Source organism: Erythrobacter sp. RANMB8, assembly GCF_056848235.1.
In genome coordinates this window covers 45,544-69,810 of the sequence record NZ_JBREHG010000007.1, presented here as the reverse complement: position 1 = coordinate 69,810, position 24,267 = coordinate 45,544, and the positions used below count along the sequence as shown (strand labels likewise).

Sequence of the window (24,267 nt, the reverse complement as noted above, 5' to 3'; positions counted from 1 at the left end):
TAGTCTTCCGCGTCGACAGAGGGAGACTTTCCATGCGTTATCTCGCCGCCGCCCTGCTTGCCGGGGCCGCCGTTATTGCTTCACCGCTCGCCGCGCAAGGCAAGGGCAAAGCCGCCAAAGCGGACGAGAAGTGGAGCGTCGAGGCGCCCAGGGGTGCGGCGATCAGGCAGGTGCCGATCAAGGTCGAGGAAGGCACATGGATGGATGTCGATGTGTCGCCCGACGGGCAGACGCTGGCCTTCACCCTGCTCGGTGACATCTACACCATGCCCATTGACGGCGGCACGCCCAAGCGGATCGCGGAAGGGCTGGCATGGGATGTGCAGCCGCGCTTCTCGCCCGATGGCACCCGCATCGCCTTCACCTCGGACCGCGGGGGCGGGGACAATATCTGGGTGATGAACGCCGACGGATCGGACAAACGGCAGGTGACCAAGGAGGACTTCCGCCTGCTCAACCAGCCCAGTTGGTCGCCCGACGGGCGCTTCATCGCCGCCAAGAAGCACTTCACCACCGAACGCAGCGCGGGGACGGGCGAGATCTGGCTCTATCACGTCTCCGGCGGCGGCGGGGTGCAGGTGGTCGAGCGTGCCAATGAACGCCTGCAAAAGGAACTCGGCGAGCCGGTGTTCGCCCCCGATGGCAGCGCAATCTACTACACCCGCAACACCACCGCCGGGAACACCTTCGAATACGCGCAGGATTCGAACGCGGGGATCTTCGCGATCGAACGCCACGATCTGGCGACCGGCGAAATTGCCACCGCAGTCGGCGGCTATGGCGGCGCGGTGCGCCCCGCGCCTTCGCCCGATGGCAAGGAACTGGCTTTCGTGCGCCGCGACAAGGACCAGAGCCAGCTGTGGGTCAAGGACCTCGCCAGCGGGCGCGAGCGGATGATCTACGGCAAGCTCGATCTGGATGTGCAGGAAACCTGGGCGGTCACCGGCGTCTATCCCAATATCGACTGGCTGCCCGACAGCTCGGCACTCGTGTTCTGGGCGGGGGGCAAGCTGAACCGCGTGAACCGCGACGGCAGCGGCCATGCCGTGATCCCCTTCGCCATCAACGACACCCGCGGCATCGCCGACGCGCCACATCCCGTGATCGAGGTTGCGCCCGAAACCTTCACCACAGCCATGCCGCGGTTTGCCACGCTGTCGCCCGATGGCAGCCGGGTGGTGTTCGAAAGCCTTGGGCGGCTGCATGCGAAGTCGGCCAAGGGCCGCGATGCGCCTGCCCCGCTGACAGGTGACACCGCCGATGCCGTGGAAGCCTTCCCCGCCTTCAGCCGCGACGGGCAGAGCCTTGCCTATGTGCGCTGGAACGACACCACACTGGGCGAGATCGTGCTGGCCGACGCCAGCGGGCAGAACCGCCGGGTGCTGACCGGGCCGGGCCATTTCGGCAACATCGCCTTTTCCCCCGATGGCAGCATGATCGCCTTCGAAAAGCGTCGCGGCGGATACCTCACCGCGCCCGACTATTCCGACGATGCCGGGGTTTACGTGATGCCGGTCAGCGGAGGCGAGCCGCGTCTTGTCACCCGCGACGGGGCCAATCCGCAATGGGGCACCGCAAGCGACCGGCTGTTCATGCTGGCGCGTGACGGCGGCAAGCTGGCGCTGGTTTCAACCGACCTCAATGGCGAGGCGAGGCGCATCCATGCCCGCGGCGAATTGGCCAACGACATGCGCATCGCGCCCGATGGCCGCACCATCGCCTTCCGCCAGAATTACGAGGTGTTCGCGATGCCGCTGGTGCCGGGCGGCAAGCCGGTCGACGTCAGCGAAAAGGGCGGCTCGTTGCCGGTGACCAAGGTCAGCACCGGGGGTGCGGACTATCTCGGCTGGGCGAACGGGGGCGAGACGCTGTTCTGGTCGATCGGGCCTTCGCTGCAAAGCGCTAGCGTGAGCGAATTCTTCGCCGCTGCGCCCAAGGCCGATGCCGACAAGACCAAAGCCTACACCCCGCCCACGGTGGGCATTCCGCTCGGCGTGACGGTGCAGAAGGCCAAGCCTTCGGGCACCACGGTGATCACCGGTGCGCGGGTGCTGACCATGCGCGCAGGGCTGGCAGCGGATGATGCCGGCGTGATCGAAAACGGCATGATCGTGATCGAAGGCGACCGGATCACCGGTGTCCACGATGCCACAGTGGTCAAGATGGCCTTTCCCGAAGGCACCCGTTTCATCGATGCCAGCGGCAAGGTGATCATGCCCGGTCTGGTCGATGCCCACGCGCATGGCCCTTACGGGGTGGGCGATCTGATCCCCCAGCAGAATTGGACCCTGTTGCAGGATCTGGCGATGGGGGTGACCACGGTGCACAACCCGTCATCGCAGGCCAGCACGGTGTTTGCCGCCGCCGAACGCCAGCGCGCCGGCCTGACGCTGGGGCCGCGCATTTTCTCCACCGGCGAGATCATCTACGGGGCCAAGGCGCCCGGCGTCTATGCCCGGATCGACAGCTACGACGATGCGCTGGCCCACGTGCGCCGGATCAAGGCGCAGGGGGGTATCTCGGTCAAGAACTACAACCAGCCCCGCCGCGAACAGCGCCAGATGGTGGCGCGGGCAGCGGCGGCGGAGAACATGCTGGTCGTGGCCGAGGGCGGATCGCTGTTCGGGATGGACATGAACCTTGTCGCCGACGGCAATTCGACCATCGAACACAACGTGCCGGTGGATGTGTTTTACGAGGATGTGTTGCAGTTCTTCGGCCAGTCGAACAGCAACTACACCCCCACGCTGGTCGTCACCTATGGCGGCCTGGCGGGCGATCCCTATTGGCGGCAGGCGACCAATGTGTGGGAAAACCCGTTGATGGTGCACACCCCGCCAAAGATGCTGCTTGCCGAAACCGGCCGCCGCACCACGGCGCCCGACTGGGCCTTCGTCGATGACAACAACGCCCGCGAGGCGCGCAAGCTGGCGCAGCGCGGCGTGAAGGTTGCCATCGGCGCGCATGGCCAGCAGGCCGGCATCGGCGCGCACTGGGAACTCGGCAGCTTTGTGCGCGGCGGGATGAGCCCGGTCGAGGCGCTGAAGGCCGGCACGATCGCCTCGGCGCAGTCGCTCGGCATGGGCAAGGATATCGGCAGCATCGAGCCGGGCAAGCTGGCTGATCTGGTGATCCTCACCGCCGATCCTTCGCAGGACATCGCCAATTCGGACGCAATCGAACAGGTGATGCTGGGTGGGCGGCTGTATGATGCGAAAACGCTGAACGAGGTCGGCACCGGCGATGCCAAGCGGCAGCCCTATTGGTGGGAAGCCCATGGCGGCAACGGCGCAGGCGGATCGCAGGAGATGACCGCCGAAGGCCGCGGCCATGCCGACGGGGATGCGGGGTAACCGGGCAACCCTTCCAGACCCCCGCTAGACCCTTCTAGACCCCCTCTAGACCCCTTTTAGGGTCGTTTTAGCCCCCGTTTGGCCAATGTTTCACGTGAAACATTAGAGCGGTTTCCGCCCATTCTGACCCACCCCGATTGCCCTGAGCGGCTGTGTGGGGAGGAGCTTCCCGAAGGCCGGGCTGGTTGCCCGGACGAGGGCGGCGACGCTGCCACGCGGCCGCTCAGGGCAACCCCTGCGGGGCGGGCCCCTTTTGGCCCACTGCGGCGTCGGCGAAGCTGGAGATATCGACATATCCCTGCGCTTCGCCTTCTTGCAGAGGGCCAAAATCGGCTCCGTCATGGTGGGTCAGAATGGGCGGAAACCGCTCTAAGCGTCCATCAGCGCGCGCAGGTCTTTCAGGGCCTTGGCGCGCAGCTGGTGGACGCGGGGCACGCTGACTTCGAGGACGGCGGCGATTTCGGTGAGGTTCAGCTCCTCGACGAAGAACAGCTGGAGCACCAGCTTCAGCCGGTCGGGCAGTTCGATCATCGCCCGCAGCAGCCGGTCGCGGTCCTCGGCGGCGCACAGTGCCTCGAAGGGATCGGGATCGTCGCTCGCAAAGGCGAGGCTGGTCTCGTCATAGGCATCGTCGATCGGGGTCAGTTTGACGCCCGAGGCTTCGATCGCGAGCAATTCCGCGTCGCTCACCCCCATGGCGCGGGCGAGTTCGGCGCGGCCCGGTTCGCGTCCCAGCTGGCCGCGCAGGGCGGTCAGAGCGCGTTCGTATGCTGCCCGCTTGCTGCGCGCCGTGCGGCTGTCATGCGCGACGCGGCGGACTTCATCCAGCATCGCGCCGCGCACCCTGATCTTGGCATAGGCGGCAAAGCCGTCCTCGGTGGGGCCGCAATGGCGCTGGGCGCATTCGGTCAGCGCGAGGATACCGGCCTGCACCAGATCCTCGATCTCCAGCCCTTCGCGCCCGGCCCCGTTGATGTGCCAGGCGGTGCGCCGCACCAGCGGCAGGAACCGGCGGACGCGATCCTCGATCTCGGCGCGTGATGCGGCATAGGGCGCCGCCGGCGCGGCAAAGGCGGTGTGATCATGCTTCATGCGGCGAGATCCTCGGGCGGCTGGGGCGCGGCGAGCGCCGGGGCTTCATCCGGCGCGCCGATCACGCCAACCACCGCAATCGGCTGGGCGGCAGGAAGCTCGGCAATCGACAGGACAAGGCAGCGCGGGCTGCGCGGTTTGAGCAGGGCGGCCAGCGCCCGGCGGGCGGGCGGCTGCACGATCAGCGCGATGGCGCCGCCCTGTTCATCGGCGATGCGATTGACCTCGCGCACGATCATGCTGCCGCAATCGGGCTCGATCAGCGGCTGGCCGGTGGCCGGATCCACCATCCCGCCAAGGATCGCGCTTTCGAGCCCGGCATCGAGCGTCACCACCTTCAGCGGCTCGCCCGGAGCGGCGATGCGGGCGGTCAGCCGTGCGCCAAGGTCGGCGCGCACGGCATCGACGACCGCGTCGAAATCCGAGGTCTTCTGCAAGGCCAGCGCCAGCGAGGTGAACAGCGGCTGCGGATGGGCGAGCCCGATCCCGTCGGCCAGCAGGGCGCGCAGAAAGCGGGTCAGCGCGGCGAGCGGCAGCGGATCGGGATAGACCGCCTCGACCAGCGCCGGTGCGCGGGACTTGAGCCCGTCGACCCACTCGCGCACTTCATCAGGGCCGAGCAGCTGGTGGGCTTCGGCCAGCAAGGCCTGATTGGCGTGGGTGGCGATGACGGTGGAGGGATCGACCACCAGGAACCCCTCGGCAATCGCATGGTCGCGTGCCGACGGGGCGATCCACAGGGCCGGGCAATCGAAGCTGGGATCGCGCGTCGCCTCGCCTGAAAGACCGTGTCCGGGGCGCACATCGCCGGCGTCGATGGCGAGCAGCTTGCCGGGACGCAGGTTGCCCCGCGCCACGCTGACCCCGCCCATCAGCACGGCATAATCCTGCGCACCCAGATCGAGCGAATCGCGGATCCGGAACTGCGGCAGCACGAAGCCGAGATCGCGGGAGAGCTGCTTGCGGATACCCGTGATGCGGGTGATCAGCGGTGCGCCCTGCTGCTGGTCGACCAGCCCGACAAGGCCATAACCCAGCTCGATCGTGACCAGCGTCGCATCGCTGACATCGGCCAGCGCGATGTGATCGGGTGCGGCCTCTTCGACCTGTTCGACAATCGGGGCAGGTGCGGCGGCGCGTTGTTTCAGGCGCCACCAGATGGCCGCGGCAATCGCTGCGCCCGGCAGGAAAATCGTCTGCGGCATGGCCGGAACCACACCCACCGCGCCAAGGATCAGCGCCACCGGCAGCCAGCCGCGGGGATCGGCGAACTGGCCGCCGATCTGCCCGGCGAGATCGCGCTGGTCGGACACGCGGGTGACAATCGCTGCGGCCGCGATCGACAGCAGCAGCGCGGGCACCTGCGCCACCAGCGCATCGCCGACTGCCAGCGTGACATAGGCCTCGCCCGCCTCGCTCGCGGAAAGGCCGTGGCTGACCATGCCGATGGCGAAGCCGGCGACGATATTGACCCCGAGGATCAGCAGTGCCGCGACCGCATCGCCCTTCACGAACTTGCTGGCACCGTCCATCGAACCGTAGAAATCGGCCTCGACCGTCACTTCGCGGCGGCGCTCGCGGGCCTCGTCGGCGGTGATCAGGCCCGCGGCAATATCGGCGTCGATCGCCATCTGCTTGCCGGGCAGGGCATCAAGCACGAAGCGCGCCGAGACTTCGGACACGCGCCCGGCGCCCTTGGTGATCACGATCATGTTGATGATCATCAGGATCGCGAAGACGAACAGGCCGACCGCGAAATTGCCGCCCACCAGAAAGGCGGCGAAGCTTTCGATCACGTGCCCGGCCGCCGCCCCGCCTTCATGCCCTGCGACCAGCACCACCCGGGTCGATGCGACGTTCAGTGCCAGCCGCAACAGGGTCGCGAACAGCAGCACGCTCGGGAAGCTGGAGAAATCGAGCGGTCGGCGGGCGTTGAGGGCGACCATCAGCACCGCAATCGAGATCGCGATGTTGAGCACGAAGAAGATGTCGAGCAGCAGCGCCGGGATCGGCAGCACCATCAGCGCCAGTAGCGCAAAGATGCCGACCGGCAGCATCATCGCAGCGGGCACGCCGGCAAGGCGCGACAGCGGACCGGAACGGGGGTTGGCTGGCGTGGAGGTGGTCACAAGCCGAAGGTCCTCAAGGTTTCATAGGCACGGCGAACCTGCCGCGGGGTGGTGGCCGGATCGGCGCCAAAGGTCGCGCCGAGGATCTGCGACATTGCCGGGCGTTGCGGCTGGCTGCGCGGCAGCGACAACGACGCCTGAGCCAGCAGTGGCGGGGCTCCGGGGGCCGACCATTCGTCGCGGGCGACCGGATAGGGCGTGTGGCCGGACGCGGATGTGGCAGCGGGGCTGTGAACGGCCCGTGCGAAACGCTGCGGCTGTCCGCCGCTGGCGCGATCCAGCGCCCGGTCGAGCTTGCCGCCGATGACCTCCATCACCTGCGCCAGGCTGCGCGGGGAACCATCGGGGGCGTAGAAGATGGCGCGGTTCGCCGCGGCCGGACGGGCGAACAGGGCGGGCGCGCTCTGGTGCGGATCGGACTGCATTTCCGACAGGAACCGCCCTGCGCCCCCTGCGCCGAGGAAATGCGCCAGATAAAGCTCGGCATGGTCCGGCTGCCGGCCAAGGATGGGCTGCAGGTGGGCGCGGTTATCCTCGGCAAGGCCTGCCGCCATCAGGCTGGCGACCTGCGGATCATTGCGCAGGGCGAGGATTGCGGCGCGGCGCGATGGATCGGCGACATAGGCATTGCCCGAAGGGGTCACCGCAATCTCGCTGGCGACCTCGCCCAGACCGAAGCGGTCGCCATGCTTTCTGAGGGTGTCGAGCCAGGTGCTCTCGATGAACTGGTAGAGGCCCGTCGCGCTCGATGTCGCGGCGCGGGCGGTGGGGTTCATCGCGGATTCGACTTCGGCTTGCGCGAGCAGATAGTTGAAATCGACGCTGGTTGCGTGGGCGGCCCTTGCGATCGCGGCCTCGACCGGCGTTCCGGCCCGGGGCGCGGCGACGGGCTGCGCAGCGGGCAGGGCGCGCCCTTCGCGCATCGACCGATGGCTTTGCGCCGCTGCCTCGAACCCGGCGCGGATCGATCCTGTCGGCATTCCGAATGACGAAGCCGGTTGGCTCATGCGCAATCCGTCTCTTGCAGGAGCACCGCGACATGCGGGGCCTTCAGACGAATGACTGCAAAGCCTGTGCCAGACTGGCCGACATCTGGCCTACGTATGACCCCCTATCCGCGTGCCGGGGTATAGGTTGCCCGCGGCAAGTGGCGCGGGCCGCCGAGTGCTTCGATGCGGGCAGCGACATTCGCCGCCAGCAGGTTGCGCACCCGGCGGTTGACCTCGTTCAGCTGGCGCGCCGTTTCCGCAAGGCCGCGGGTCTCGGTGTCGAGCGTCTGCGGGGCCAGCTGCGCCAGCGCATCGCACAGGGCGCTCTTGTCGCGGGCAGAGCAGATCAGGTCATCGGCATCCAGGGCGGCAAGCGCTTGCCGCTCGCGTTGCAGGACGGCAATCATCTGCCGCAGATTGGTTGCCAGCGGCGTGCCGTTCGCAGGGCTTTCAAGGGTCAGGGCTTCGGCCATCGGGATCAATCCTGCTGCGGCAGCGACAGGCTGACCTGCGCGGCGATCATGGCGTCGACGATCTTGGTCGGCACCAGCGGGTAAGAGCCGTCCTGCAATGCGGCACGGATCTGGCTGACGCGTTCGGCATCCACCGGGGGCGCAGTAACGGCTTCGCTCGCCGCGCCGATTTCGAGGCTGATCCCGGACGTCTGCGCTGTGCTGCGCGCTGCGGTGGCAGCAGGGCGCGCCTCGATCTGCGACCGGTCGCTGGTCGCCAGAGCGCGGACAGCGCTGACTCCGGGCAATTTGCTCAGTTCGACAGAGGGCATGACAAATGTCCTTGTTGGGTTCCTGCCAGCCAGAACGGCCGGCACCGGAGCGGTTTAAGGGGGCGTTAAAACAATTCTCAGCCAGCCGGGATCACGGCGAGGCCCGGACGCTCGATGCGGGCGCGCAGGGGTTCGGCCTTGCGGGAGGTGCGCACGAAGATCCAGTCTCCTACCGCGCCGCCTTCCATCGCCTCGCCCGACTGCTGGACGCTGAAACCGCGTCCGCGCACCATGATGGTGAGCGCATCCCCGCGCTTGATCGCAGGGGCCTGCACCTGTCCGGCAGAACCGCTTGTGGCCGCATTCACGGCGACGAAAATGCGCCAGCCGGACAGGCCGGCACATTCCACTTTCACCGCCGTGCGCGCCGGACTGTGCCAGTCCACCGCCAGCGGGGCCGGGCAGGCTGCCAGTTGCAGGCGGCGGTCGGTCGCCATGCGCGCACCCCCCGGCTGGCCGATCGGGGCTCCGGTAAAGTCGGCTACGGCGCGATCGATCGTCGCCGGATCGGTCAGACCGCTCGCACGGGCGGCCGGATCGCACAGCGGCAACAGCATCGGCAGCGCCAGCGGGGCGAGACGCCAGCCGTGCAGCCAGGAAAAGCTCGTGTCCATGCAGATGCTCCTTGTCATGGGACAAACACTGCCCGGACCGCAGCAAAAGCCGTGCCATACCCGAACGCCCGGTCATCGGCATGGCCCTGGCGGTGATCGCTAGGGAGTGTTCCGCAGCGGCCTGCCGGTCCGATTTAACCATGACCGGTTAGCTTGGGGCGCAATCCGATTGTCCACTCAAGACTGTGATTGTGATGGCCGCCATGCCTTTTCCCACCGGCTTTCTTTCCCGTTCGAACCGCAAGCCCGCCCCCGCCGACGGGGCAGCCAGAGCGCCCGCCCCCCGCGCCGCCGAGGCCCGCCGTGCCTTGCTCGACCGGATTGCCGAATTCATCGAGCGCCACGATCTGCCGGTGACCGCGATCAATCTCGCCACGATCTGCGGCGGCTTGTCGGGTTCGCAACCCGAGCTGGCGCAGGCCTTTGCCCGGCGCGAGATTGCGGGCGAACCGATCGACCAGCGCTGGCTCGATACGCTGGCGCGGCTCGATCCGGACAGCCAGTCGCGGATTGCCGAGCTGGAAACGCTGATGGATAAGCTCGAATATGCGCTGATGCGCTTTGCCCAGACGGCGCGTTCGGCGCATTCGGAAACCAGCGATCACCGCAATGCGATCGGCACGCAGATCGAAGCGATGGCCGCTCCGGGCGATATCGCCCAGGTGCTCGATCTGTCGCGGGCGATGCTGGCGCGGATCGGCGAGGTCGAGGCTGCCATGGCACGCAGCGAGGCGGAAACCGCAGTCCTGCGCGAAAGCCTCGCCAAGGCGCGGATGGAGGCCGATGTCGATCACCTCACGGGCCTGCCCAACCGCCGCGCTTTCGAACGGCGGCTGACGTCTGCTGCGGCAGAGGCGCGCGCCAAGGGGGTGCCGCTCAGTCTTGCCTTTTGCGATCTCGACCATTTCAAGGCGATCAATGACCGCCATGGCCACGACGCCGGTGACCGCGTGCTCTGCGCGTTGGCGACGAGCCTGATCGAATATGCGGGCGACAGCTTTTTCGTCGCCCGTCACGGCGGCGAGGAATTCGTGCTGCTGTTCTACGGCCTCGACAAGGACAGCGCGCGCCAGCGGCTCGATGCGATGCGCCTTGCCCAGGCGGCGCGCCAGCTGGTCAATCGCGAGACCGGGCAGCCCTTTGGCCGGATCACCTTTTCGGGCGGGGTCGCCGAGGTCACCGAGGATGCCGACACCCGCAGCGCGCTCGCGCGGGCCGATGCGGCGCTTTACCGGGCCAAGCAGGAAGGCCGCAACCGCGTGCGGGTGGCCTGACGCGGACCTAGGCTGTGTCGACATTCAGATGATGACTCGCCGAAAATGGGGCGATTTGCGGACCCGGAGCGCAGCGGCCTTAATGGCCGTGAGCACCGGAATGCCGGAAAGCGGGCCATTTGCAGGCCGTCAGGGCTGAATGTCGATACAGCCTAGGGGCTGCCGCGGGCGATCACTTCATCATAGGCAAGGCTGGCATAGAGATCGGCTTCATCGCCTGCCGCAATGATGGTGCGCACGGCGACACCGCTGGCCTGCGCCTCGCTGGCAAGCGCGGCTGCGGCTGCCCACCCCGCCTGCGCCTCGCCAGGGCGGTGGCGGACGAACAGGGTCAGGGTCGCTCGCGGGTCATGCGGCTGCGACGCGAGCCATTCGCGCAGGCTCGGCCCGCCGTTAACCGGACGGAACAGCGCCTGTGCGGCGGCAATTTCGGTTGCGGCAGGGCGGCGTGCATCTTCGCTGCGCGCATCGCTGTCAGCCAGCTTTTGCCTGCTCTCGGCCTCGGCAGCGGGGAGCGCGGACAAGGTGAGCAGGAACAGGATCAGCGCCAGATCGGCAAAGATCAGCTGCCAGCCGTGTCCGGTGCGCCTGAGCGCCTGTGCGCGGATCATGCCACACCCCGCAGATGGGCGCGCCGTTCCTGCGCGGCGACTTCCGAGCGGGCGATCTGGTCGACGAACCAGTCTGACAGGGTATCGCGCGCGGCTTCCTCGGCAATGCCCCGCCGTTCGATCGCACTTGCCAGCGGGAAGCACAGCAGATGCGCCAGCAGCGCGCCGTAAAGCGAGGTCAGAACCGCGGTCGAGACTGCGGCCATGATCGTTGCGCTCGGGCTGACGCCGCTGGCGGGGGCCAGCTGGGTCAGGCCGTAAAGCGTGCCCACCAGCCCGAACACCGGAGCCAGTTCTCCCGCCCAGCCGAACACCTGCGCGGCATTCGTTCGCCGCACCTCGTCCAGCGCGCGCTGTGCCCGCCGTGCGTTGGCCAGCGCCTCCAGCGTGCCGTGCCGCAGGAATGTCTCCAGCATCAGCCCCAGCGCACGGTCTGGCGGCAGGGCGGGATCGGCGCGGTGGTGGCCATCGCGCTGGATCTGCGTCACCGCCAGCGCCAATGCCCTGCGATTGGCATCGGCATCGAACCCGCGCCGCACCAGGCCGCCCGCCTGCCGCAGCGCCGCGCCGAAATCGCGCCATCCGCAGCGGGCGACACAGGCCAGCACAGTGCCGGCGACCACCACAGCAAGCGCGGCGGGGTCGATCAGTGGGATGATGGCGTCGGGCATGGGGCCTCTGCGGTTGGGGTCTCTTGGACGCAGAACGGCTGGCCCGGTGCCGGATTAAGGGGGGCGGCAGCACTTTGCATGGAAAGGCCTGCAAACCGGCAAGGCCTTGCCGCCTGCCGCGCCGTCGCCCCTGCCGCTGGCTGCCGCAGGCCTGTGCCAGCGCAAGTTTGGCACGCTTCCTGCTGAACCACGGTGCGCGCCGGAAATGGCTCCGGCGCAAGGACGGTCGTGCGACAGGAGGCTTAAGAGGTGAACGAGCGACTTTTCGGCATTCACGGCGCGGCGCTGACCTTGCGGTCGGAACGCATGGGCGTGATCGCTTCCAACATCGCGAACGCCGCCACCCCCGGCTACAAGGCCCGCGACATCGATTTCAACGCGGCGCTCGATGCCCGGCTCGCCAGCGAACGCGGCGGTGCCGCCGCGAGCGACCCGCGCGCCGGCATGGTGTGGCGAACGCCGACCATGCCCTCGCTTGATGGCAACACGGTCGAACTCAATCGCGAACAGGTGGCCTTTGCCGAAAACGCGGTCGCCTATTCGGCCACGCTCAGCTTCGTGCAGGGCAAGGTCAACACCATCACCCGTGCGCTGAAGGGTGAATGACGATGCCTGACCGCAGCCCCATGACGCTGTTCAGCCTCACCACCCGCGCCATGAGCGCGCAGATGGTGCGGATGAATGCGGCGACATCGAACCTCGCCAACGCCGGTTCCGTCTCCACCACCGAGGAAGGCGCCTATCGCCCGATCCGCGCGGTGTTCGCCACCGAACTCGATCGCGCATCGGGCCTTGCCGCGGTCACCGCCAGCGGCCTTGTGCGCGCCGAGACCGCGCCGACCAAGCGCTACGATCCCTCGCACCCGCTCGCCGATGCGGAAGGCAACGTCTTCGAAGCCCCCGTCGATGAGACCGCCGAGATGGTCGAGATCATGGACAGCGCCCGGCAGTACCAGAACCTGGTGCAGGCGCTCCAGACCGCCAAGCAGCTGATGCTCGAAACCCTGAGGAGCCAGTCATGACCACCCCCGCCAATTCCGTGATTTCGCCCGCGACGCAGACGACGCTCAATCGCCTCAACACCCCCTCGCGCCTCAGTGGCGGCGGGCTGGGGTCGCTCGATGGCGGCGATTTCCTGCGGCTGCTGACCACCCAGCTGACCTTTCAGGACCCGCTGGCCCCGACCGACAACGAAGCGATGCTGGCGCAGATGGCGCAGTTCTCCTCGCTCGCGGCGACCACCGAAAGCGGCGCCACGCTGGAGGACATCTCCGCCAAGCTCGACCGCCTGATCGCGGCGCAGGAAGCCGCCAATGCTGCGGCTGCCCCGCGCTCCTGATCCCACACCCACTTCCAAGCAGAGGATTACCCCGACATGTCTTTCTTCACTTCGCTGTCCGGCCTGCGCAACGCCGAAATCGACCTGCGCGTCATTGCCCACAACATCGCCAATGCCGAAACCGCGGGCTTCAAGAAAAGCTCGGCCCAGTTTGCCGATCTGGTCGCCAAGGGATCGGCCACCGATCCGCGCCGCACCGCCGGGATCGGCGCGACGGTTTCGGCGATCACGCAGGACTTCTCGCTCGGCCCGCTCGAACAGACCGGCCGCAGCCTTGATCTGGCGATCGACGGCGACGGCTTTTTCGCGCTCGCCAACCCCGTCTCGGGCGATCTCAGCTTCACCCGCAACGGCAATTTCCGGCTTCAGGCCACCGGCGCCTTGCAGGATGCCAATGGCAACAACCTGCAAGCCTTTCCGGTCGATGCGGCGGGCAATGCCACCTCGGCAGTGCCGGGCGATGTGATCGTGCCGCTCACCAATGCTGCCGGCTCGGCGCTTGCCAATGTCACCATCGACAATCGCGGGATCGTGCGCGCCGCCTTTGCCGATGGCACCGCCGAACCGGTTGGCCAGATCGCGCTCGCGACCTTTGCCGCCCCCAACGGGCTGCGGGCTGTGGGCCAGACCAAGTGGCAGGCATCGGGCGAATCCGGTGCGCCGCAATTCGGCAACCCCGGTCTTGGCAATTATGGCGAAATGATCAGCGGCGCGCTCGAACGCTCCAACGTCGATCTGGCCGAGGAAATGGTCTCGCTGCTGACCGCGCAGCGCAATTTCCAGGCCAACGCCCGCGCGATCGACACCGCCACCCAGATCTCCACCACCGTGATCAACCTGCGGCAGCAGTAAGGCGACCTGAGCCATGGACCGGATGATCTACACCGCCATGACCGCGATGAACGCGGCGATGGACCGGCAGCGGACTGTGGCGAACAACCTCGCCAACGCCTCGACGCCGGGCTTTCGTCAGGAGGTCTTCGCGGTCACCCCCGCCACGCTCAGGGACGGCTCGCAAGAGTCCGGTTCGCTCTGGGCCCGCGCCATGGCGCGCGGCAATGTGCGCGGCGCGGATATGACTGCGGCGCGGGTGGTGCCGACCGGCAACCCGCTCGATGTGGCGCTGGAAGGCAAGGCGCTGCTCGCCTTTCAGGCACCCGACCGGCAGGGAGAGGTCTATTCGCGCCGCGGTGACCTGCGGGTCGGGGCATCCGGCGTGATCGAGAATGGCGAAGGGCTCGCGGTGCTGGGCGAAGGCGGCACGCCGATAACGGTGCCGCCGGGCTTCACCATCGCAATCGCGGCTGACGGTGCGATCCTCGCCCGCGATCCTGCTGCGCCCGGTGCTCCCGCCGAACAGATCGACCGGCTGCGGCTGGTCAATCCCGAAGGCAGCCCGCTGGCCAAGGGGATCGACAGCTTTCTGAAGGTGCCTGCCCGCAATGGCGGCACCGGCGTGCTGCCGCCCGACCTTACCGCAAGGCTGACCCCCGGCGCGCTTGAACAGTCGAATGTCGAGACCGCCGATACTCTCGTCCAGATGATCGAGGCGCAGCGCGCCTTCGAACAGCGCGCCAAGATCATCGCCACCGCGGGCGAGCTCGACGAAGCCTCCAGCGGCCTGATGACGCTGCGCTGACCCCTTTTTTCAGGAGACCCTGACCGATGCCCACTTCCGCCCTTCACGTCGCCCGCACCGGGCTTGAGGCTCAGGATGCGCGGATGCGCGTCATCGCCAACAACCTCGCCAATATCGGCACCACCGGTTTCAAGCGCGACCGTGCCGATTTTGCGACGCTTGCCTATCAGGAACAACGCGTCGCCGGGCAGCAATCGACCGGGCAGACCGCCTTTGCGGTCGGGCTCAACCTCGGCACCGGGGTGCAGTTGCAGGGCACCACGCGGATGGAGGCGCAGGGCACGCTCAACGCCACGGGCAACACGCTCGATCTGGCGTTTGACGGGCCGGGCTATTTCCAGGTGGAACTGCCGCCGGGCGGGCAGGTGGGCTTTACGCGGGCGGGGAACTTCACCCTGTCGAACGATGGCACGCTGGTGACCTCGCAGGGCTATGCATTGCAGCCGCCCTTGCAGGTGCCCGCCGGAGCGCAATCGATCACCATTGCCCCCGATGGCACGGTGAGCGCGCTGACACCGGGCAGTGCCGAACCGACGCTGCTGGGCCAGCTATCGGTCGCCAGCTTCATCAATCCCGCGGGCCTGCGCGCCATCGGCGACAACTTCCTCGTCGAAACCGCCGCTTCCGGCCCGGCCGAGATCGGCTTTGCGGGCGAAAACGGGCGCGGGCAGATCCGGCAGGGGATGCTCGAGGCCAGCAATGTCAACGTGGTCGAGGAGCTGGTCGAGATGATCGAGGCCCAGCGCGCCTACGAAATCAATTCCAAGATGGTGAGCGCGGTCGACGAGATGCTGCGCAACGCCAACCAGACCCTGTGAGAACGCACATGACCGGCCGCATCCTGATCCTTACCGCACCCGTGCTGCTCGCTGCCTGCATGGGCAGCGGGGGCAGCGGGCCGCAACCCGGCTTCACCGCGCCGCCCCCGCCGGGCGCTGCGATCACCGCGGCCACCGTGGGCGATCCCTACGCCGCTGCGCCGCCGGTGCAGCAAGCGAGCGCGGGCTCGATCTTCCAGCCTGCCAATGGCTACGCCAATCTCGTCACCGGCAACCGCGCCCGTGCGCTGGGGGACATGGTCACCATCGTGCTGGTCGAGGCGACCTCCACCACCAAGAGCACGCAGGGCCGCACCAACCGCGAAGGCAGCTTCGGGATCACCCCGCCCGCCTCGGGCCCGCTCGATTTCCTCAACCCCGAAGCCCTTAAAGCTGCGGCGGAAGGGTCGTTCACTGGCGGAGGCAATGCTGCGCAGCAGAGCCGCCTCAACGGGGCCGTCGCGGTGACCATCGCCGCGATCTACCCCAACGGCACCGCCGAAGTGGTCGGAGAAAAGCAGATGATGTTCAGCCAGGGCGATGAATGGGTGCAGTTCGCCGGACGCATCCGGCTGGTCGATATCGACGGCGACAACCGCCTCGCGTCCTCGCAGGTTGCCAATGCGCGGATCATCTATTCGGGCAAGGGCGCGGTGCAGCAGGCGAGCCGTCCGGGCTGGCTGAGCCGGTTCTTCGGCAAGATTTCGCCGTTCTGAGGAGGCCAGCATGACCCGGATTTTCCAGATGATCGCCTTCGCCATGGCGCTGCTGGCAGCCTTTGCGCCTGCGCCCGCCATGGCCGAGCGGATCCGCGATCTCGGCCAGTTCGAAGGGCTGCGCGCCAACCAGTTGACCGGTTACGGCGTGGTTGTCGGCCTTCAGGGCACAGGCGACAACAACCTCGCCTATGTGACCGAGGCGATGCGCGGGGTTTCGGGCAGGCTCGGCCTGCCGCTGCCGCCCGGCGTCAGCCCGACGCTGCGCAATGCCGCTGCCGTGATCGTGACCGCCGAACTGCCCGCCTTTGCCAAGCCGGGGCAGCGGATCGACATTACCGTGTCCACGCTGGGTCAGGCATCGTCGCTGCGCGGCGGGGCGCTGATCCTGACCCCGCTTTATGGCGCCGACGGACAGATCTACGCAATGGCGCAGGGCAATGTCGCGGTCGGCGGGCTGGGCGTGACCGGGCGCGATGGTTCGCAGGTCAGCGTCAATGTCGCCACCGTGGGCCGGATCGCCGATGGCGCGACGGTGGAGCGGCTGGTCGCCACCGGCTTCGACCGCGCCGGCCCGCTGCGCTTCAACCTTCACAAGGCCGATTTCCTGACCGCCGCGCGCGTGCGCGACGCGATCAATGGCCGCTATCCCGGCATCGCCACCATTGCCGACGGGGTGAGCATCGAACTGGCCCTGCCGCAGGGCAATGACCTGCGTTCGGGCATTATGGCCGAGATCGAGATGCTCGCCGTTACCCCTGCACCGGTGGCCGCCAAGGTGATCGTCAACAGCCGCACCGGCACGGTGGTGATCAATGATGCGGTGCGCCTATCCCCCGCAGCGGTCAGCCACGGCAAGCTGGTGATCCGGATCGACGAGAACCCCACCGTTGTGCAGCCCGCGCCCTTCAGCCGGGGACAGACGGCGGTGGAGGAATCCTCCACCATCACGGTCGAGGAACGGTCCGACAGGGTCGCCTATATGCCCGGCGCAGCCTCGCTCAGCGAGATTGTCGATGCCCTGAACCTGCTGGGTGTGGGTGCATCGGATCTGGTTGTGATCCTCGAAAGCCTCAAGCAGGCAGGCGCGCTGCAAGCCGAAATGGTGGTGCTGTGATCGGGCCGGTCGCATCCTCCGGCCCCGTCCTCTCGCCCGAGCGCGCCGAGCTGCGCAAGGCAGCAGAAGGCTTCGAGGCGATCATGGTGCGCAAGATGCTCGCCGCGGCGCGGGCGTCGAGCCTCGCCGAGAAGACCCCGCTGACCGGCGGCGGGATGCAGCAGTTCCAGGCCATGCGCGATGAGCATCTCGCCGATATCACCGCCAGATCCGGCACCTTGGGGTTTGCCCGCAGTATCGAGGCACAGCTTGCGCAACACCTTCCCGGTTATGACCGGGCGCAAGGGGACAGCTGATGCCAACTGCAATCTTCTCGATCGGCCGCAGCGGCCTTGCAGCCTCGCGCCGCAGCCTTGAACTGACGGCGCAGAACATCGCCAATGCCGGCAATGCCGATTACGCGCGCCGCACGCTGACGCAGGGCGAACTGGTGCTGACCGGCGCGATCGGGATCAACCAGCCGGATTCCTATGGCGGGGTGCGCCCCGGCATCATCACGCGTGCCGAAAGCACGCTGGTGCAGCGGCAGGCCCGCGATGCGTCCTCCGCGCTGGCGGCTGCCGAAGCGGAATTCACCGCCATGCGCGAGGCGGAAAGCGCGATCGAGGCATCGGGCGTGTTCACTGGCCTCGTCGCTTTCGAAGCCGCTCTGACCCGCCTTGAAGGCAACCCGCTCGAACCCGCGCTGCGCCTGTCGGCGATCGAAAGTGCGCGCAGCCTGGCGAGCAATTTCCGCGTGGCCGACAGCACGCTCGCCAATGCCCGCAGTCTGGTGCAGGGCGAGGCGGGCGCCGAGGTGCTGACGGGCAACGAACTCGCTGCCGAGCTGGCCGCGGTCAACCGCGATCTGGTCGGCGCACGCGAAGGCACGGCGGGGCGCGCAGCCTTGCTCGATGCGCGGGACAAGGCGCTGCGGGGCCTCGCCGAACAATTCGCCATCACCCCCACGATCAATGCCAATGGCACCGCCGATGTGACGCTGGCGGGCACCCCGCCTGTGACGCTGGTGACGGGGGCCAATGCCCAGAGCGTCAGCGTGAGTTTCGCTGCCGATGGAACGGCCACTTTCGCTGTCGGGGCGACTGCCTTTGCCCCGTCCGGCGGGGCGATGGCCGGGCGCGCCGCCGCACTGGCCCAGATGGCCGGTTTGCAGACCGATCTCGATGCGCTGGCGCAATCGGTGATCACCATCGCCAACACCGCACAGGCCAATGGCGCAGGGGCCGATGGCACCGCCGGCCCGCCGCTGTTTGCCGGAACCGGCGCTGCCGATATCGACGTCGTGCTGGCATCGGCAGGCGGCCTTGCCACCGCGCCCGCCGGTTCGCCTGCGGGCAGCCGCGATGCCGGCAACCTTGCCGCCCTGCTGGCCGCGCTTGCCGCACCGACCGGACCTTCGGCTGCCGCCGATAACCTGTTGCTGGGCCTGTCGAGCCGTGTCTCGGCGCTCCAGACCCGCAGCGATGGTCTGGGCGTGGTCGCTTCCAGCGCCGAAGCCGAGCTGCTGCGCGAAACCGGTGTCGATCTGGACGACGAAGCGGCGAACCTCGTGCGGCTGCAACAGGCCTTCGAGGCCAACAGCCGCGTGATCCAGGTCGCCACCGAGCTGTTCGATACGCTGCTGGGCCTGAGATAGGGGAGGGCGCGCCGCATGAGCTTTGTCAGCAATTCCTCCGGATCGTTCTTCAACCGTGCGATCAGCCAGATGGCCGATTTGCGGGCCGGGATCGAACGCACCCGCACCCAGATTGCCACCGGCAGCCGGATCGAGCGCGGGTCGGACAATCCCGCCGCTGCTGCGCAATTGCGCAGCGTGGCCCGGCGCGAGGCACTTGCCGCGGTCGAAGGCGACAATGCATCGCGCCTCGAAGGGGATCTCGGTGCGGCCTCCGACGAACTCGAAGCGGTGACCGCGCTGCTCCAGCGTGCCCGCGAACTGGCGGTGCAGGCGGCCAATACCCCCACGGGGCCGGATGGTCGCCGTGCGATTGCGGTCGAGCTCCAGCAATTGTCCGAAGAGCTGTTCAGCCGCGCCAACAGCACATCGCTGACGGGAGAGCCGCTGTTTGCGGGGCTTTCCTCCGGCACCGCCTTCACCCGCGATGCGCTGGGCAATGTCACCTATGCGGGAACGCCCGCCAGCGGCGCGGTTCCGGTTGCGCCGGGCACCGCGATCGAGCGCGGCTTGCCGGGCAATGCCGTGTTCGAATTCGATCTCAACGGCACGCCGTCCAGCGCCTTTGCGGTGCTCGGCGGGCTGGCGGCCGCGCTTGATGGCGGCTCGCCCGATCCGGCTGGTGCCGCGCTGGCCGCGCTGGAAGGGCTGGACGCCGCGCTCGATACCACCAGTCGCGCCCAGACCATTCTCGGCACCCGCATGGCGTGGGTCGAGCAGGTGCAGGACCAGCAGGCCGATCGGGGCATCGCGCTCGCCGAACGCCGCAGCCGTGTGGGCGATACCGATGTCGCCGAAGCCATCGCCCGCCTCCAGCAATCGCTCACCGCGCTCGAAGCCAGCCAGGCGGCCTTTGCCCGCGTGAGCGAACTCAACCTGTTCCGCGCGCTGCGCTGATCCTGACCCGGCCAGAGGAGCCTAGCCCCCGTGTTTGTCGCAATCGGAATTGTCGTGCTGCTGGCCATGGTGTTCGGCGGCTTCATCCTCGCCGGCGGTGCCATGGGCCCGGTGCTGGCGGCGCTGCCGTTCGAATTCATGATGATCGGCGGCGCTGCCGTGGGTGCGACCGTGATCGGCAACTCGATGCACGAGATCAAGCTGCTCGGCGGGGCGATGGGGCGCATTTTCAAGGGGCCGAAATATACCGATCAGGATCACATCGATGTGATCGCGCTGACATCGAAACTGATGAAGCTGCTGCGTGCGGAAGGTGCGGTGGCGCTGGAAAGCCACGTGACCGAACCTGGCAGTTCGACGATCTTCAGCGAATATCCGCGCCTGCAATCCGATCCGGTGATCACCGCGATGATCTGCGATCCGCTGACGCTGCTGGTGGTGTCTTCGGGCACGCTCGATACCCATGCGGTCGAGGATGTGATCGACAGCGCGATCAAGACCCAGCTGCACGAGATGGACGAGCCCCAGCACATGATCCAGTCGCTCGCTGATGCCTTGCCCGCGCTGGGGATCGTGGCGGCGGTGCTCGGCATCATCAAGACCATGGGCGCGATCAACGAACCGCCCGAAATTCTCGGCAAGATGATCGGTTCGGCGCTGGTGGGGACGTTCCTCGGGGTGCTGCTGGCCTATGGCTTTGCCGGGCCGCTCGGCGGGCGGCTGAAGCAGATCAATGCCCACGACAGCCAGATCTTCCATTCGATCAAGCAGGTGATCATCGCGAGCCTGCACGGCTATCCGCAGCCGCTGGTGCTGGAAGCGGCGCGGTCGGGCCTGCCGCCCGCGCACCGCCCCAAGCTGACCGAACTGCTCGACATGATGCGGGGACGATAAGGTGGCGCTGTCCGATCCGACCCAGTCGGGCGAGGGTGCGGCTGCCGCGATCCCCGCGCCGATCATCGTCAAGAAAGTCACCATCATCGAAGGCGGCCACCACGGCGGGGCATGGAAGGTCGCCTATGCCGATTTCGTGACCGCGATGATGGCGTTCTTCCTGCTGCTGTGGCTGCTCGGCGCGACCGAGGAGAAGCAGCGCAAGGGCATCGCCGACTATTTCACTCCCACGCTGGTGAAGATGCGCAAGGAAAGCGCGGGCTCGGACGGATTGCTGGGCGGATCGTCGATCACCGATGCCGACAATTACCCCAATGCCATGGGGCAGACCGGGACCAAGGCGATCACCATCCCTCGCGGTGTCACCGGCGGGCCGGTGGAGGGCGGCGGGCGGGGCGAACTCGACTCCGAAAAGCTCAAGGAATTGCAGGACAAGATCGAAAAGAAGCTCGTCCAGCGCCGCCAGCTTTCGCACCTCGCGCGGCAGGTACGGGTGATGCGCGCGCCCGAAGGCATCCGGATCGACCTGATGGACAATGCCGACTTCTCGATGTTCGAACTCGGCACGACAATCCTGACCAGGGAGGCCCGCGGCCTGCTCGGGGTGATGGCCGAGACCCTGAAGGACGAGAACGCCCCGCTGATCCTGCGCGGTCACACGGATTCGCTGCCGTGGCGCGGCGGGGTGACAGCGAACAACTGGTCGCTCTCCACCGGCCGTGCCGAAGCGACCCGGCAGGCGCTGGTGCTGGGCGGGGTGCCGATGCAGCGCATTGCCCGGATCGAAGGCGTGGCCGACACCGAACCGCTCGTCACCGACAACCCCGCCGACCCGCGCAACCGCCGGATATCGCTGCTGCTGCTCGACGGGCGGAGTGCGCCGAAGCCCGAACGGATCGGCCCTGCGGGCAAGGCCTTGTCGCTGCCGGTCGCAAAGCAGACACCGCCGGGAGGTTAGAGCGGCTTCCGCCCAATGGGCGGAAAGCGCTCTAGAGCCCGAAGCTGCCCTTCAGCCCGTCAATCACATATTGCGCGGCCAGCGCGGCCAGCAGCACGCCGAGCAGGCGGGTGATCACCGCCTCGACCTTGTCGCCCAGCAGCCGGATCAGCGGACCTGCGGCGACCAGCGCAGCGGCAGTGATCGCCAGCACGGCCGCCAGCGCGGCGAGCACCTGCGCGACCTTTTCCGGCGCGCCGCCAGCCTCGTTCATCAGCAGCATCACCGCCGCAATCGCGCCCGGCCCGGCCAGCATCGGCATTGCCATCGGGAACACCGAAACGTCCTCGATTTCAGGAGTCGCCGCCATTTTCTCGGCGCGTTCCTCGCGGCGCTGGGTGCGCTTTTCGAACACCATGTCGAAGGCGATGAAGAACAGCATCAGTCCGCCGGCAATGCGGAAGCTGTTGAGCTCGATATGCAGCGCGCCCAGCAGTTGCTGGCCGAACAGCGCGAAGATCAGCAGGATGATCGCCGCGATGAATGTCGCCCGCAGCGCCATGCTGCGCGCCTGAGCCGCGCTCGCGCCCTTGGTCAGCCCGGCATAGATCGGCGCGCATCCGGGCGGGTCGATCACCACGAACAGGGTCACGAAAGCGGACAGGAAAAGTTCGGTGAGCACTGCTATTCCCCGCTGCCCGGCAACAGGCTTTGTTCAAAGGCGGGCTTCCAGCGGCCCTCGGTGAAGTATTCCGCCGCGGCATAGCGGGTGCCGTCGGCGCGGTGTTCCCACCGCCAGCGCAGGGTGCTGTCCTTCGACAGGCGGGCATCGGCCTTGCCGTCTTCCCCCAGCGGAATGGCGGGCGGCGGAGGAACGGGTGCGCCGCCGCGTGGGCAGGAGGCAACCATCCCCAGCACGGCATCGATCGCGGTGACGACAATCGCACCATCCTCGACCGGCTTTCTCGGCGGCGGCTGCGGCACATCGAGGCCGCCCGCGTCGAAGACATAGCGGTATTCGCCGTCAGCCTGGCGCTCCCACACGGTCACGAAATTGCCGACCTTGCCTTCGGGCGTGGTCAGCCGCCCCTGACTGACGGCCACCGCGCCATCGCAGCTGATCACGACCGCGCGCGGTTCCCACTGCACGGCGGCGGGGGGATCGGTTTGCGTCGCCAGCCAGGGTTCGATCGGGAAGGGGCCGTTCTGCCCGTGAAGCAGCGCGCCGGGGGCGGCATAAAGGCGGAAGGCGGTCCACTGGCCGCGCTCGCGGGCGGCGCGCGAAAAGGCGAGTTCGGTGGCGACTATGGTGCTCGGCTGCGCTGCGCCCGGTGCGGTTGCCAGTGCGCGGTCGATCATCGCCAGCGCCCGCTGGCTGGGCTTGGGCGGCCCGCCATTGCCTGCGCAAGCCGACAACGCCAGAGCCAGCGCGCCCAGCGTCACAGTGTGAAGCGCGTGCCTCACAACCCCTCCGGCGCGTCCAGCCCCGCATGGTGGTGCGCGGCAACCAGCGTGTTGCGCAGCAGCACCGCGATGGTCATCGGTCCGACCCCGCCCGGCACAGGGGTAATCGCGCCCGCGACCTCGCGCACTTCGGCAAAGGCGACATCGCCCACCAGCCGACCCTTGTCCTTGCCCTCGGCAGGAGGCAGGCGGTTGATGCCGACATCGATCACGGTTGCGCCCGGCTTGATCCAGTCAGCGCGCACCATTTCCGGACGGCCCACTGCCGCCACCACGATATCGGCGCGGCGGACGATGTCGGGCAGGTTCTTCGTGCGGCTGTGCGCGACGGTGACCGTGGCGTTGGCATCGACCAGCAGCTGCGCCATCGGCTTGCCGACGATGTTCGACCGGCCGATCACCACCGCTTCCAGCCCAGAAAGGTCGCCCAGACGGTCTTTCAGCAGCATCATGCAGCCCAGCGGCGTGCAGGGGATAAAGCCCTGCTGCCCCACCGCAAGGCGCCCGGCGTTGATCACGTGGAAGCCATCGACATCCTTGTCGGGGCTGATTGCGGCGATCACCGCCTGTTCGTCGAGCCCGCCCGGCAGCGGCATCTGCACCAGAATACCGTCAACCTCCGGATCGTGGTTCAGCCGTTCGACCAGCGAGAGCAGCGCCGCTTCAGAGGTGTCGGCAGGCAGGCGGTGTTCGAAGCTCGCCATGCCCGCAGCCTCGCAGGCCTTGCCCTTGGCGCCGACATAGACCTGGCTGGCCGGATCCTCGCCCACCAGCACCACCGCGAGGCCGGGGCGCCTGCCGGTGGCCTGCACAAAGGCACCTGCGGCCGTGCCGATACGGGCGCGCAGCCCTTCGGCAAAGGCCTTGCCGTCGATCAGATCGGCGTGGGACATCAATAGCCTTTCACGATGCTATCAAGGACGAAAATCAGAGCCTGCAGGCCGAAGATCAGCACCAGCGGCGAGAAGTCGATCGTCCCGGTATCGGGCATGATCCGGCGGATCGGCTGCAACACCGGCCGCAGCAGCCGGTCGATGGCATCGAACACCTGCCGCAGAAACTCGTTCGACGGGCTGACCACGTTGAAGGCGAACAGCAGGCTGATGATGAATTGGGTAATGACCAGCATGACCAGAACACTGGCGAGCATTTCCAGCAGGCCGACGACAATATTGAGTCCTTGCATTGCCATTGCTTTCTGTAACGGGCGCGGATTGCGCGCGCGCTTTGAAGTCCCTTGCGAAGCGTATTAGC

The 24,267-nt window shown here is 67.6% G+C and carries 27 protein-coding genes; 15 read left to right on the top strand and 12 right to left on the bottom strand.

Going from position 1 to position 24,267, the window contains the following annotated elements; translation table 11 throughout:
- The first annotated feature begins 32 nt into the window (after positions 1-32).
- Complete coding sequence (locus ACU0AG_RS10415; RefSeq protein ID WP_482782212.1) at positions 33-3,353, top strand: amidohydrolase family protein; 3,321 nt, start codon at positions 33-35, stop codon at positions 3,351-3,353.
- Between the two features lie 369 nt (positions 3,354-3,722).
- On the opposite strand, the gene ACU0AG_RS10410 is transcribed toward ACU0AG_RS10415, so the two are convergent.
- From ACU0AG_RS10410 to ACU0AG_RS10385, 6 genes are all read right to left on the bottom strand, one after another.
- The gene (locus ACU0AG_RS10410; protein WP_482782211.1) at positions 3,723-4,445 is read right to left on the bottom strand and encodes a sigma-70 family RNA polymerase sigma factor; all 723 of its coding nucleotides are present in this window, start codon (positions 4,443-4,445) and stop codon (positions 3,723-3,725) included.
- Positions 4,442-6,505 (bottom strand): flagellar biosynthesis protein FlhA, encoded by a 2,064-nt coding sequence (locus ACU0AG_RS10405; RefSeq protein ID WP_482782256.1) that lies wholly within the window; start codon positions 6,503-6,505, stop codon positions 4,442-4,444. The genes ACU0AG_RS10410 and ACU0AG_RS10405 overlap by 4 nt, the downstream gene beginning before the upstream one ends.
- 65 nt (positions 6,506-6,570) lie before the next feature.
- Positions 6,571-7,581: a transglycosylase SLT domain-containing protein gene (locus tag ACU0AG_RS10400; RefSeq protein WP_482782210.1), complete on the bottom strand. Its 1,011-nt coding sequence runs from the start codon at positions 7,579-7,581 to the stop codon at positions 6,571-6,573.
- A gap of 104 nt (positions 7,582-7,685) precedes the next feature.
- On the bottom strand, positions 7,686-8,036 hold the full coding sequence (locus ACU0AG_RS10395) for a flagellar protein FlgN (protein WP_482782209.1): 351 nt from the start codon (positions 8,034-8,036) through the stop codon (positions 7,686-7,688).
- A 5-nt stretch (positions 8,037-8,041) separates the two neighbouring features.
- A complete protein-coding gene (locus tag ACU0AG_RS10390; protein WP_482782208.1) occupies positions 8,042-8,347 on the bottom strand; it encodes a flagellar biosynthesis anti-sigma factor FlgM in 306 nt (101 codons plus the stop codon).
- Positions 8,348-8,424: 77 nt separating this feature from the next.
- On the bottom strand, positions 8,425-8,961 hold the full coding sequence (locus ACU0AG_RS10385) for a flagella basal body P-ring formation protein FlgA (protein WP_482782207.1): 537 nt from the start codon (positions 8,959-8,961) through the stop codon (positions 8,425-8,427).
- A 203-nt stretch (positions 8,962-9,164) separates the two neighbouring features.
- Between ACU0AG_RS10385 and ACU0AG_RS10380 the strand changes: the two genes are divergently transcribed.
- The gene (locus tag ACU0AG_RS10380; RefSeq protein WP_482782206.1) at positions 9,165-10,235 is read left to right on the top strand and encodes a GGDEF domain-containing protein; all 1,071 of its coding nucleotides are present in this window, start codon (positions 9,165-9,167) and stop codon (positions 10,233-10,235) included.
- A gap of 152 nt (positions 10,236-10,387) precedes the next feature.
- Here ACU0AG_RS10380 and ACU0AG_RS10375 read toward each other — a convergent pair whose 3' ends face one another.
- Both ACU0AG_RS10375 and ACU0AG_RS10370 read right to left on the bottom strand, forming a co-directional pair.
- Complete coding sequence (locus ACU0AG_RS10375; protein WP_482782205.1) at positions 10,388-10,846, bottom strand: hypothetical protein; 459 nt, start codon at positions 10,844-10,846, stop codon at positions 10,388-10,390.
- Positions 10,843-11,517, bottom strand: a complete 675-nt coding sequence (locus ACU0AG_RS10370; RefSeq protein WP_482782204.1) for a MotA/TolQ/ExbB proton channel family protein — start codon at positions 11,515-11,517, stop codon at positions 10,843-10,845. Before ACU0AG_RS10370 ends, ACU0AG_RS10375 begins: the two co-directional genes overlap by 4 nt.
- Before the next feature lie 249 nt (positions 11,518-11,766).
- Between ACU0AG_RS10370 and flgB the strand changes: the two genes are divergently transcribed.
- Genes flgB through ACU0AG_RS10305 form a run of 13 tightly spaced genes read left to right on the top strand, consistent with a single transcriptional unit; the run spans position 11,767 to position 21,570 of the window.
- Positions 11,767-12,123, top strand: a complete 357-nt coding sequence (flgB, locus tag ACU0AG_RS10365) for a flagellar basal body rod protein FlgB (protein WP_482782203.1) — start codon at positions 11,767-11,769, stop codon at positions 12,121-12,123.
- A complete protein-coding gene (gene flgC / locus ACU0AG_RS10360) occupies positions 12,120-12,539 on the top strand; it encodes a flagellar basal body rod protein FlgC (protein WP_482782202.1) in 420 nt (139 codons plus the stop codon). Before flgB ends, flgC begins: the two co-directional genes overlap by 4 nt.
- A complete protein-coding gene (locus tag ACU0AG_RS10355) occupies positions 12,536-12,856 on the top strand; it encodes a flagellar hook capping FlgD N-terminal domain-containing protein (protein ID WP_482782201.1) in 321 nt (106 codons plus the stop codon). The genes flgC and ACU0AG_RS10355 overlap by 4 nt, the downstream gene beginning before the upstream one ends.
- 36 nt (positions 12,857-12,892) lie before the next feature.
- Positions 12,893-13,708: a flagellar hook-basal body protein gene (locus ACU0AG_RS10350; protein ID WP_482782200.1), complete on the top strand. Its 816-nt coding sequence runs from the start codon at positions 12,893-12,895 to the stop codon at positions 13,706-13,708.
- A gap of 13 nt (positions 13,709-13,721) precedes the next feature.
- On the top strand, positions 13,722-14,495 hold the full coding sequence (locus ACU0AG_RS10345) for a flagellar basal body rod protein FlgF (RefSeq protein ID WP_482782199.1): 774 nt from the start codon (positions 13,722-13,724) through the stop codon (positions 14,493-14,495).
- Positions 14,496-14,521: 26 nt separating this feature from the next.
- A complete protein-coding gene (gene flgG / locus ACU0AG_RS10340) occupies positions 14,522-15,313 on the top strand; it encodes a flagellar basal-body rod protein FlgG (RefSeq protein WP_482782198.1) in 792 nt (263 codons plus the stop codon).
- 8 nt (positions 15,314-15,321) lie between these two features.
- The gene (locus ACU0AG_RS10335) at positions 15,322-16,029 is read left to right on the top strand and encodes a flagellar basal body L-ring protein FlgH (protein ID WP_482782197.1); all 708 of its coding nucleotides are present in this window, start codon (positions 15,322-15,324) and stop codon (positions 16,027-16,029) included.
- 10 nt (positions 16,030-16,039) lie between these two features.
- Positions 16,040-17,146 (top strand): flagellar basal body P-ring protein FlgI, encoded by a 1,107-nt coding sequence (locus ACU0AG_RS10330; protein ID WP_482782196.1) that lies wholly within the window; start codon positions 16,040-16,042, stop codon positions 17,144-17,146.
- Positions 17,143-17,442 carry a rod-binding protein gene (locus ACU0AG_RS10325; protein ID WP_482782195.1) on the top strand — a complete coding sequence of 100 codons (300 nt, stop codon included), beginning with the start codon at positions 17,143-17,145 and terminating at the stop codon, positions 17,440-17,442. The genes ACU0AG_RS10330 and ACU0AG_RS10325 overlap by 4 nt, the downstream gene beginning before the upstream one ends.
- Positions 17,442-18,782 carry a flagellar hook-associated protein FlgK gene (gene flgK, locus ACU0AG_RS10320; protein ID WP_482782194.1) on the top strand — a complete coding sequence of 447 codons (1,341 nt, stop codon included), beginning with the start codon at positions 17,442-17,444 and terminating at the stop codon, positions 18,780-18,782. Before ACU0AG_RS10325 ends, flgK begins: the two co-directional genes overlap by 1 nt.
- A gap of 15 nt (positions 18,783-18,797) precedes the next feature.
- Complete coding sequence (locus tag ACU0AG_RS10315) at positions 18,798-19,718, top strand: flagellin N-terminal helical domain-containing protein (protein ID WP_482782193.1); 921 nt, start codon at positions 18,798-18,800, stop codon at positions 19,716-19,718.
- 30 nt (positions 19,719-19,748) lie between these two features.
- Positions 19,749-20,612 carry a flagellar motor stator protein MotA gene (gene motA / locus ACU0AG_RS10310; RefSeq protein WP_482782192.1) on the top strand — a complete coding sequence of 288 codons (864 nt, stop codon included), beginning with the start codon at positions 19,749-19,751 and terminating at the stop codon, positions 20,610-20,612.
- A 1-nt stretch (position 20,613) separates the two neighbouring features.
- Positions 20,614-21,570 carry a flagellar motor protein MotB gene (locus ACU0AG_RS10305; protein ID WP_482782191.1) on the top strand — a complete coding sequence of 319 codons (957 nt, stop codon included), beginning with the start codon at positions 20,614-20,616 and terminating at the stop codon, positions 21,568-21,570.
- A gap of 31 nt (positions 21,571-21,601) precedes the next feature.
- Here ACU0AG_RS10305 and ACU0AG_RS10300 read toward each other — a convergent pair whose 3' ends face one another.
- The 4 genes from ACU0AG_RS10300 to ACU0AG_RS10285 are packed head-to-tail and all read right to left on the bottom strand — an operon-like array spanning position 21,602 to position 24,199.
- Entirely contained in the window at positions 21,602-22,231 is a 630-nt protein-coding gene (locus ACU0AG_RS10300) for a MarC family protein (RefSeq protein WP_482782190.1), read from the bottom strand.
- Positions 22,232-22,233: 2 nt separating this feature from the next.
- Positions 22,234-23,013 (bottom strand): Cif family virulence factor, encoded by a 780-nt coding sequence (locus ACU0AG_RS10295; protein ID WP_482782189.1) that lies wholly within the window; start codon positions 23,011-23,013, stop codon positions 22,234-22,236.
- Positions 23,010-23,906, bottom strand: a complete 897-nt coding sequence (gene folD / locus ACU0AG_RS10290) for a bifunctional methylenetetrahydrofolate dehydrogenase/methenyltetrahydrofolate cyclohydrolase FolD (RefSeq protein ID WP_482782188.1) — start codon at positions 23,904-23,906, stop codon at positions 23,010-23,012. Before folD ends, ACU0AG_RS10295 begins: the two co-directional genes overlap by 4 nt.
- Positions 23,906-24,199, bottom strand: a complete 294-nt coding sequence (locus tag ACU0AG_RS10285; RefSeq protein WP_482782187.1) for a YggT family protein — start codon at positions 24,197-24,199, stop codon at positions 23,906-23,908. Before ACU0AG_RS10285 ends, folD begins: the two co-directional genes overlap by 1 nt.
- Positions 24,200-24,267 lie beyond the last annotated feature (68 nt).

Excerpts from the sequence above, each read along its gene's own strand:
- ACU0AG_RS10415 (WP_482782212.1), top strand. The coding sequence starts at position 33 with ATGCGTTATCTCGCCGCCGCCCTGCTTGCCGGGGCCGCCGTTATTGCT.
- ACU0AG_RS10410 (WP_482782211.1), bottom strand. The coding sequence starts at position 4,445 with ATGAAGCATGATCACACCGCCTTTGCCGCGCCGGCGGCGCCCTATGCC.
- ACU0AG_RS10405 (WP_482782256.1), bottom strand. The coding sequence starts at position 6,505 with ATGATGCTGCCGGTCGGCATCTTTGCGCTACTGGCGCTGATGGTGCTG.
- ACU0AG_RS10400 (WP_482782210.1), bottom strand. The coding sequence starts at position 7,581 with ATGAGCCAACCGGCTTCGTCATTCGGAATGCCGACAGGATCGATCCGC.
- ACU0AG_RS10395 (WP_482782209.1), bottom strand. The coding sequence starts at position 8,036 with ATGGCCGAAGCCCTGACCCTTGAAAGCCCTGCGAACGGCACGCCGCTG.
- ACU0AG_RS10390 (WP_482782208.1), bottom strand. The coding sequence starts at position 8,347 with ATGCCCTCTGTCGAACTGAGCAAATTGCCCGGAGTCAGCGCTGTCCGC.
- ACU0AG_RS10385 (WP_482782207.1), bottom strand. The coding sequence starts at position 8,961 with ATGGACACGAGCTTTTCCTGGCTGCACGGCTGGCGTCTCGCCCCGCTG.
- ACU0AG_RS10380 (WP_482782206.1), top strand. The coding sequence starts at position 9,165 with ATGCCTTTTCCCACCGGCTTTCTTTCCCGTTCGAACCGCAAGCCCGCC.
- ACU0AG_RS10375 (WP_482782205.1), bottom strand. The coding sequence starts at position 10,846 with ATGATCCGCGCACAGGCGCTCAGGCGCACCGGACACGGCTGGCAGCTG.
- ACU0AG_RS10370 (WP_482782204.1), bottom strand. The coding sequence starts at position 11,517 with ATGCCCGACGCCATCATCCCACTGATCGACCCCGCCGCGCTTGCTGTG.
- flgC (WP_482782202.1), top strand. The coding sequence starts at position 12,120 with ATGACGATGCCTGACCGCAGCCCCATGACGCTGTTCAGCCTCACCACC.
- ACU0AG_RS10355 (WP_482782201.1), top strand. The coding sequence starts at position 12,536 with ATGACCACCCCCGCCAATTCCGTGATTTCGCCCGCGACGCAGACGACG.
- ACU0AG_RS10350 (WP_482782200.1), top strand. The coding sequence starts at position 12,893 with ATGTCTTTCTTCACTTCGCTGTCCGGCCTGCGCAACGCCGAAATCGAC.
- ACU0AG_RS10345 (WP_482782199.1), top strand. The coding sequence starts at position 13,722 with ATGGACCGGATGATCTACACCGCCATGACCGCGATGAACGCGGCGATG.
- flgG (WP_482782198.1), top strand. The coding sequence starts at position 14,522 with ATGCCCACTTCCGCCCTTCACGTCGCCCGCACCGGGCTTGAGGCTCAG.
- ACU0AG_RS10335 (WP_482782197.1), top strand. The coding sequence starts at position 15,322 with ATGACCGGCCGCATCCTGATCCTTACCGCACCCGTGCTGCTCGCTGCC.
- ACU0AG_RS10330 (WP_482782196.1), top strand. The coding sequence starts at position 16,040 with ATGACCCGGATTTTCCAGATGATCGCCTTCGCCATGGCGCTGCTGGCA.
- flgK (WP_482782194.1), top strand. The coding sequence starts at position 17,442 with ATGCCAACTGCAATCTTCTCGATCGGCCGCAGCGGCCTTGCAGCCTCG.
- ACU0AG_RS10315 (WP_482782193.1), top strand. The coding sequence starts at position 18,798 with ATGAGCTTTGTCAGCAATTCCTCCGGATCGTTCTTCAACCGTGCGATC.
- folD (WP_482782188.1), bottom strand. The coding sequence starts at position 23,906 with ATGTCCCACGCCGATCTGATCGACGGCAAGGCCTTTGCCGAAGGGCTG.
- ACU0AG_RS10285 (WP_482782187.1), bottom strand. The coding sequence starts at position 24,199 with ATGCAAGGACTCAATATTGTCGTCGGCCTGCTGGAAATGCTCGCCAGT.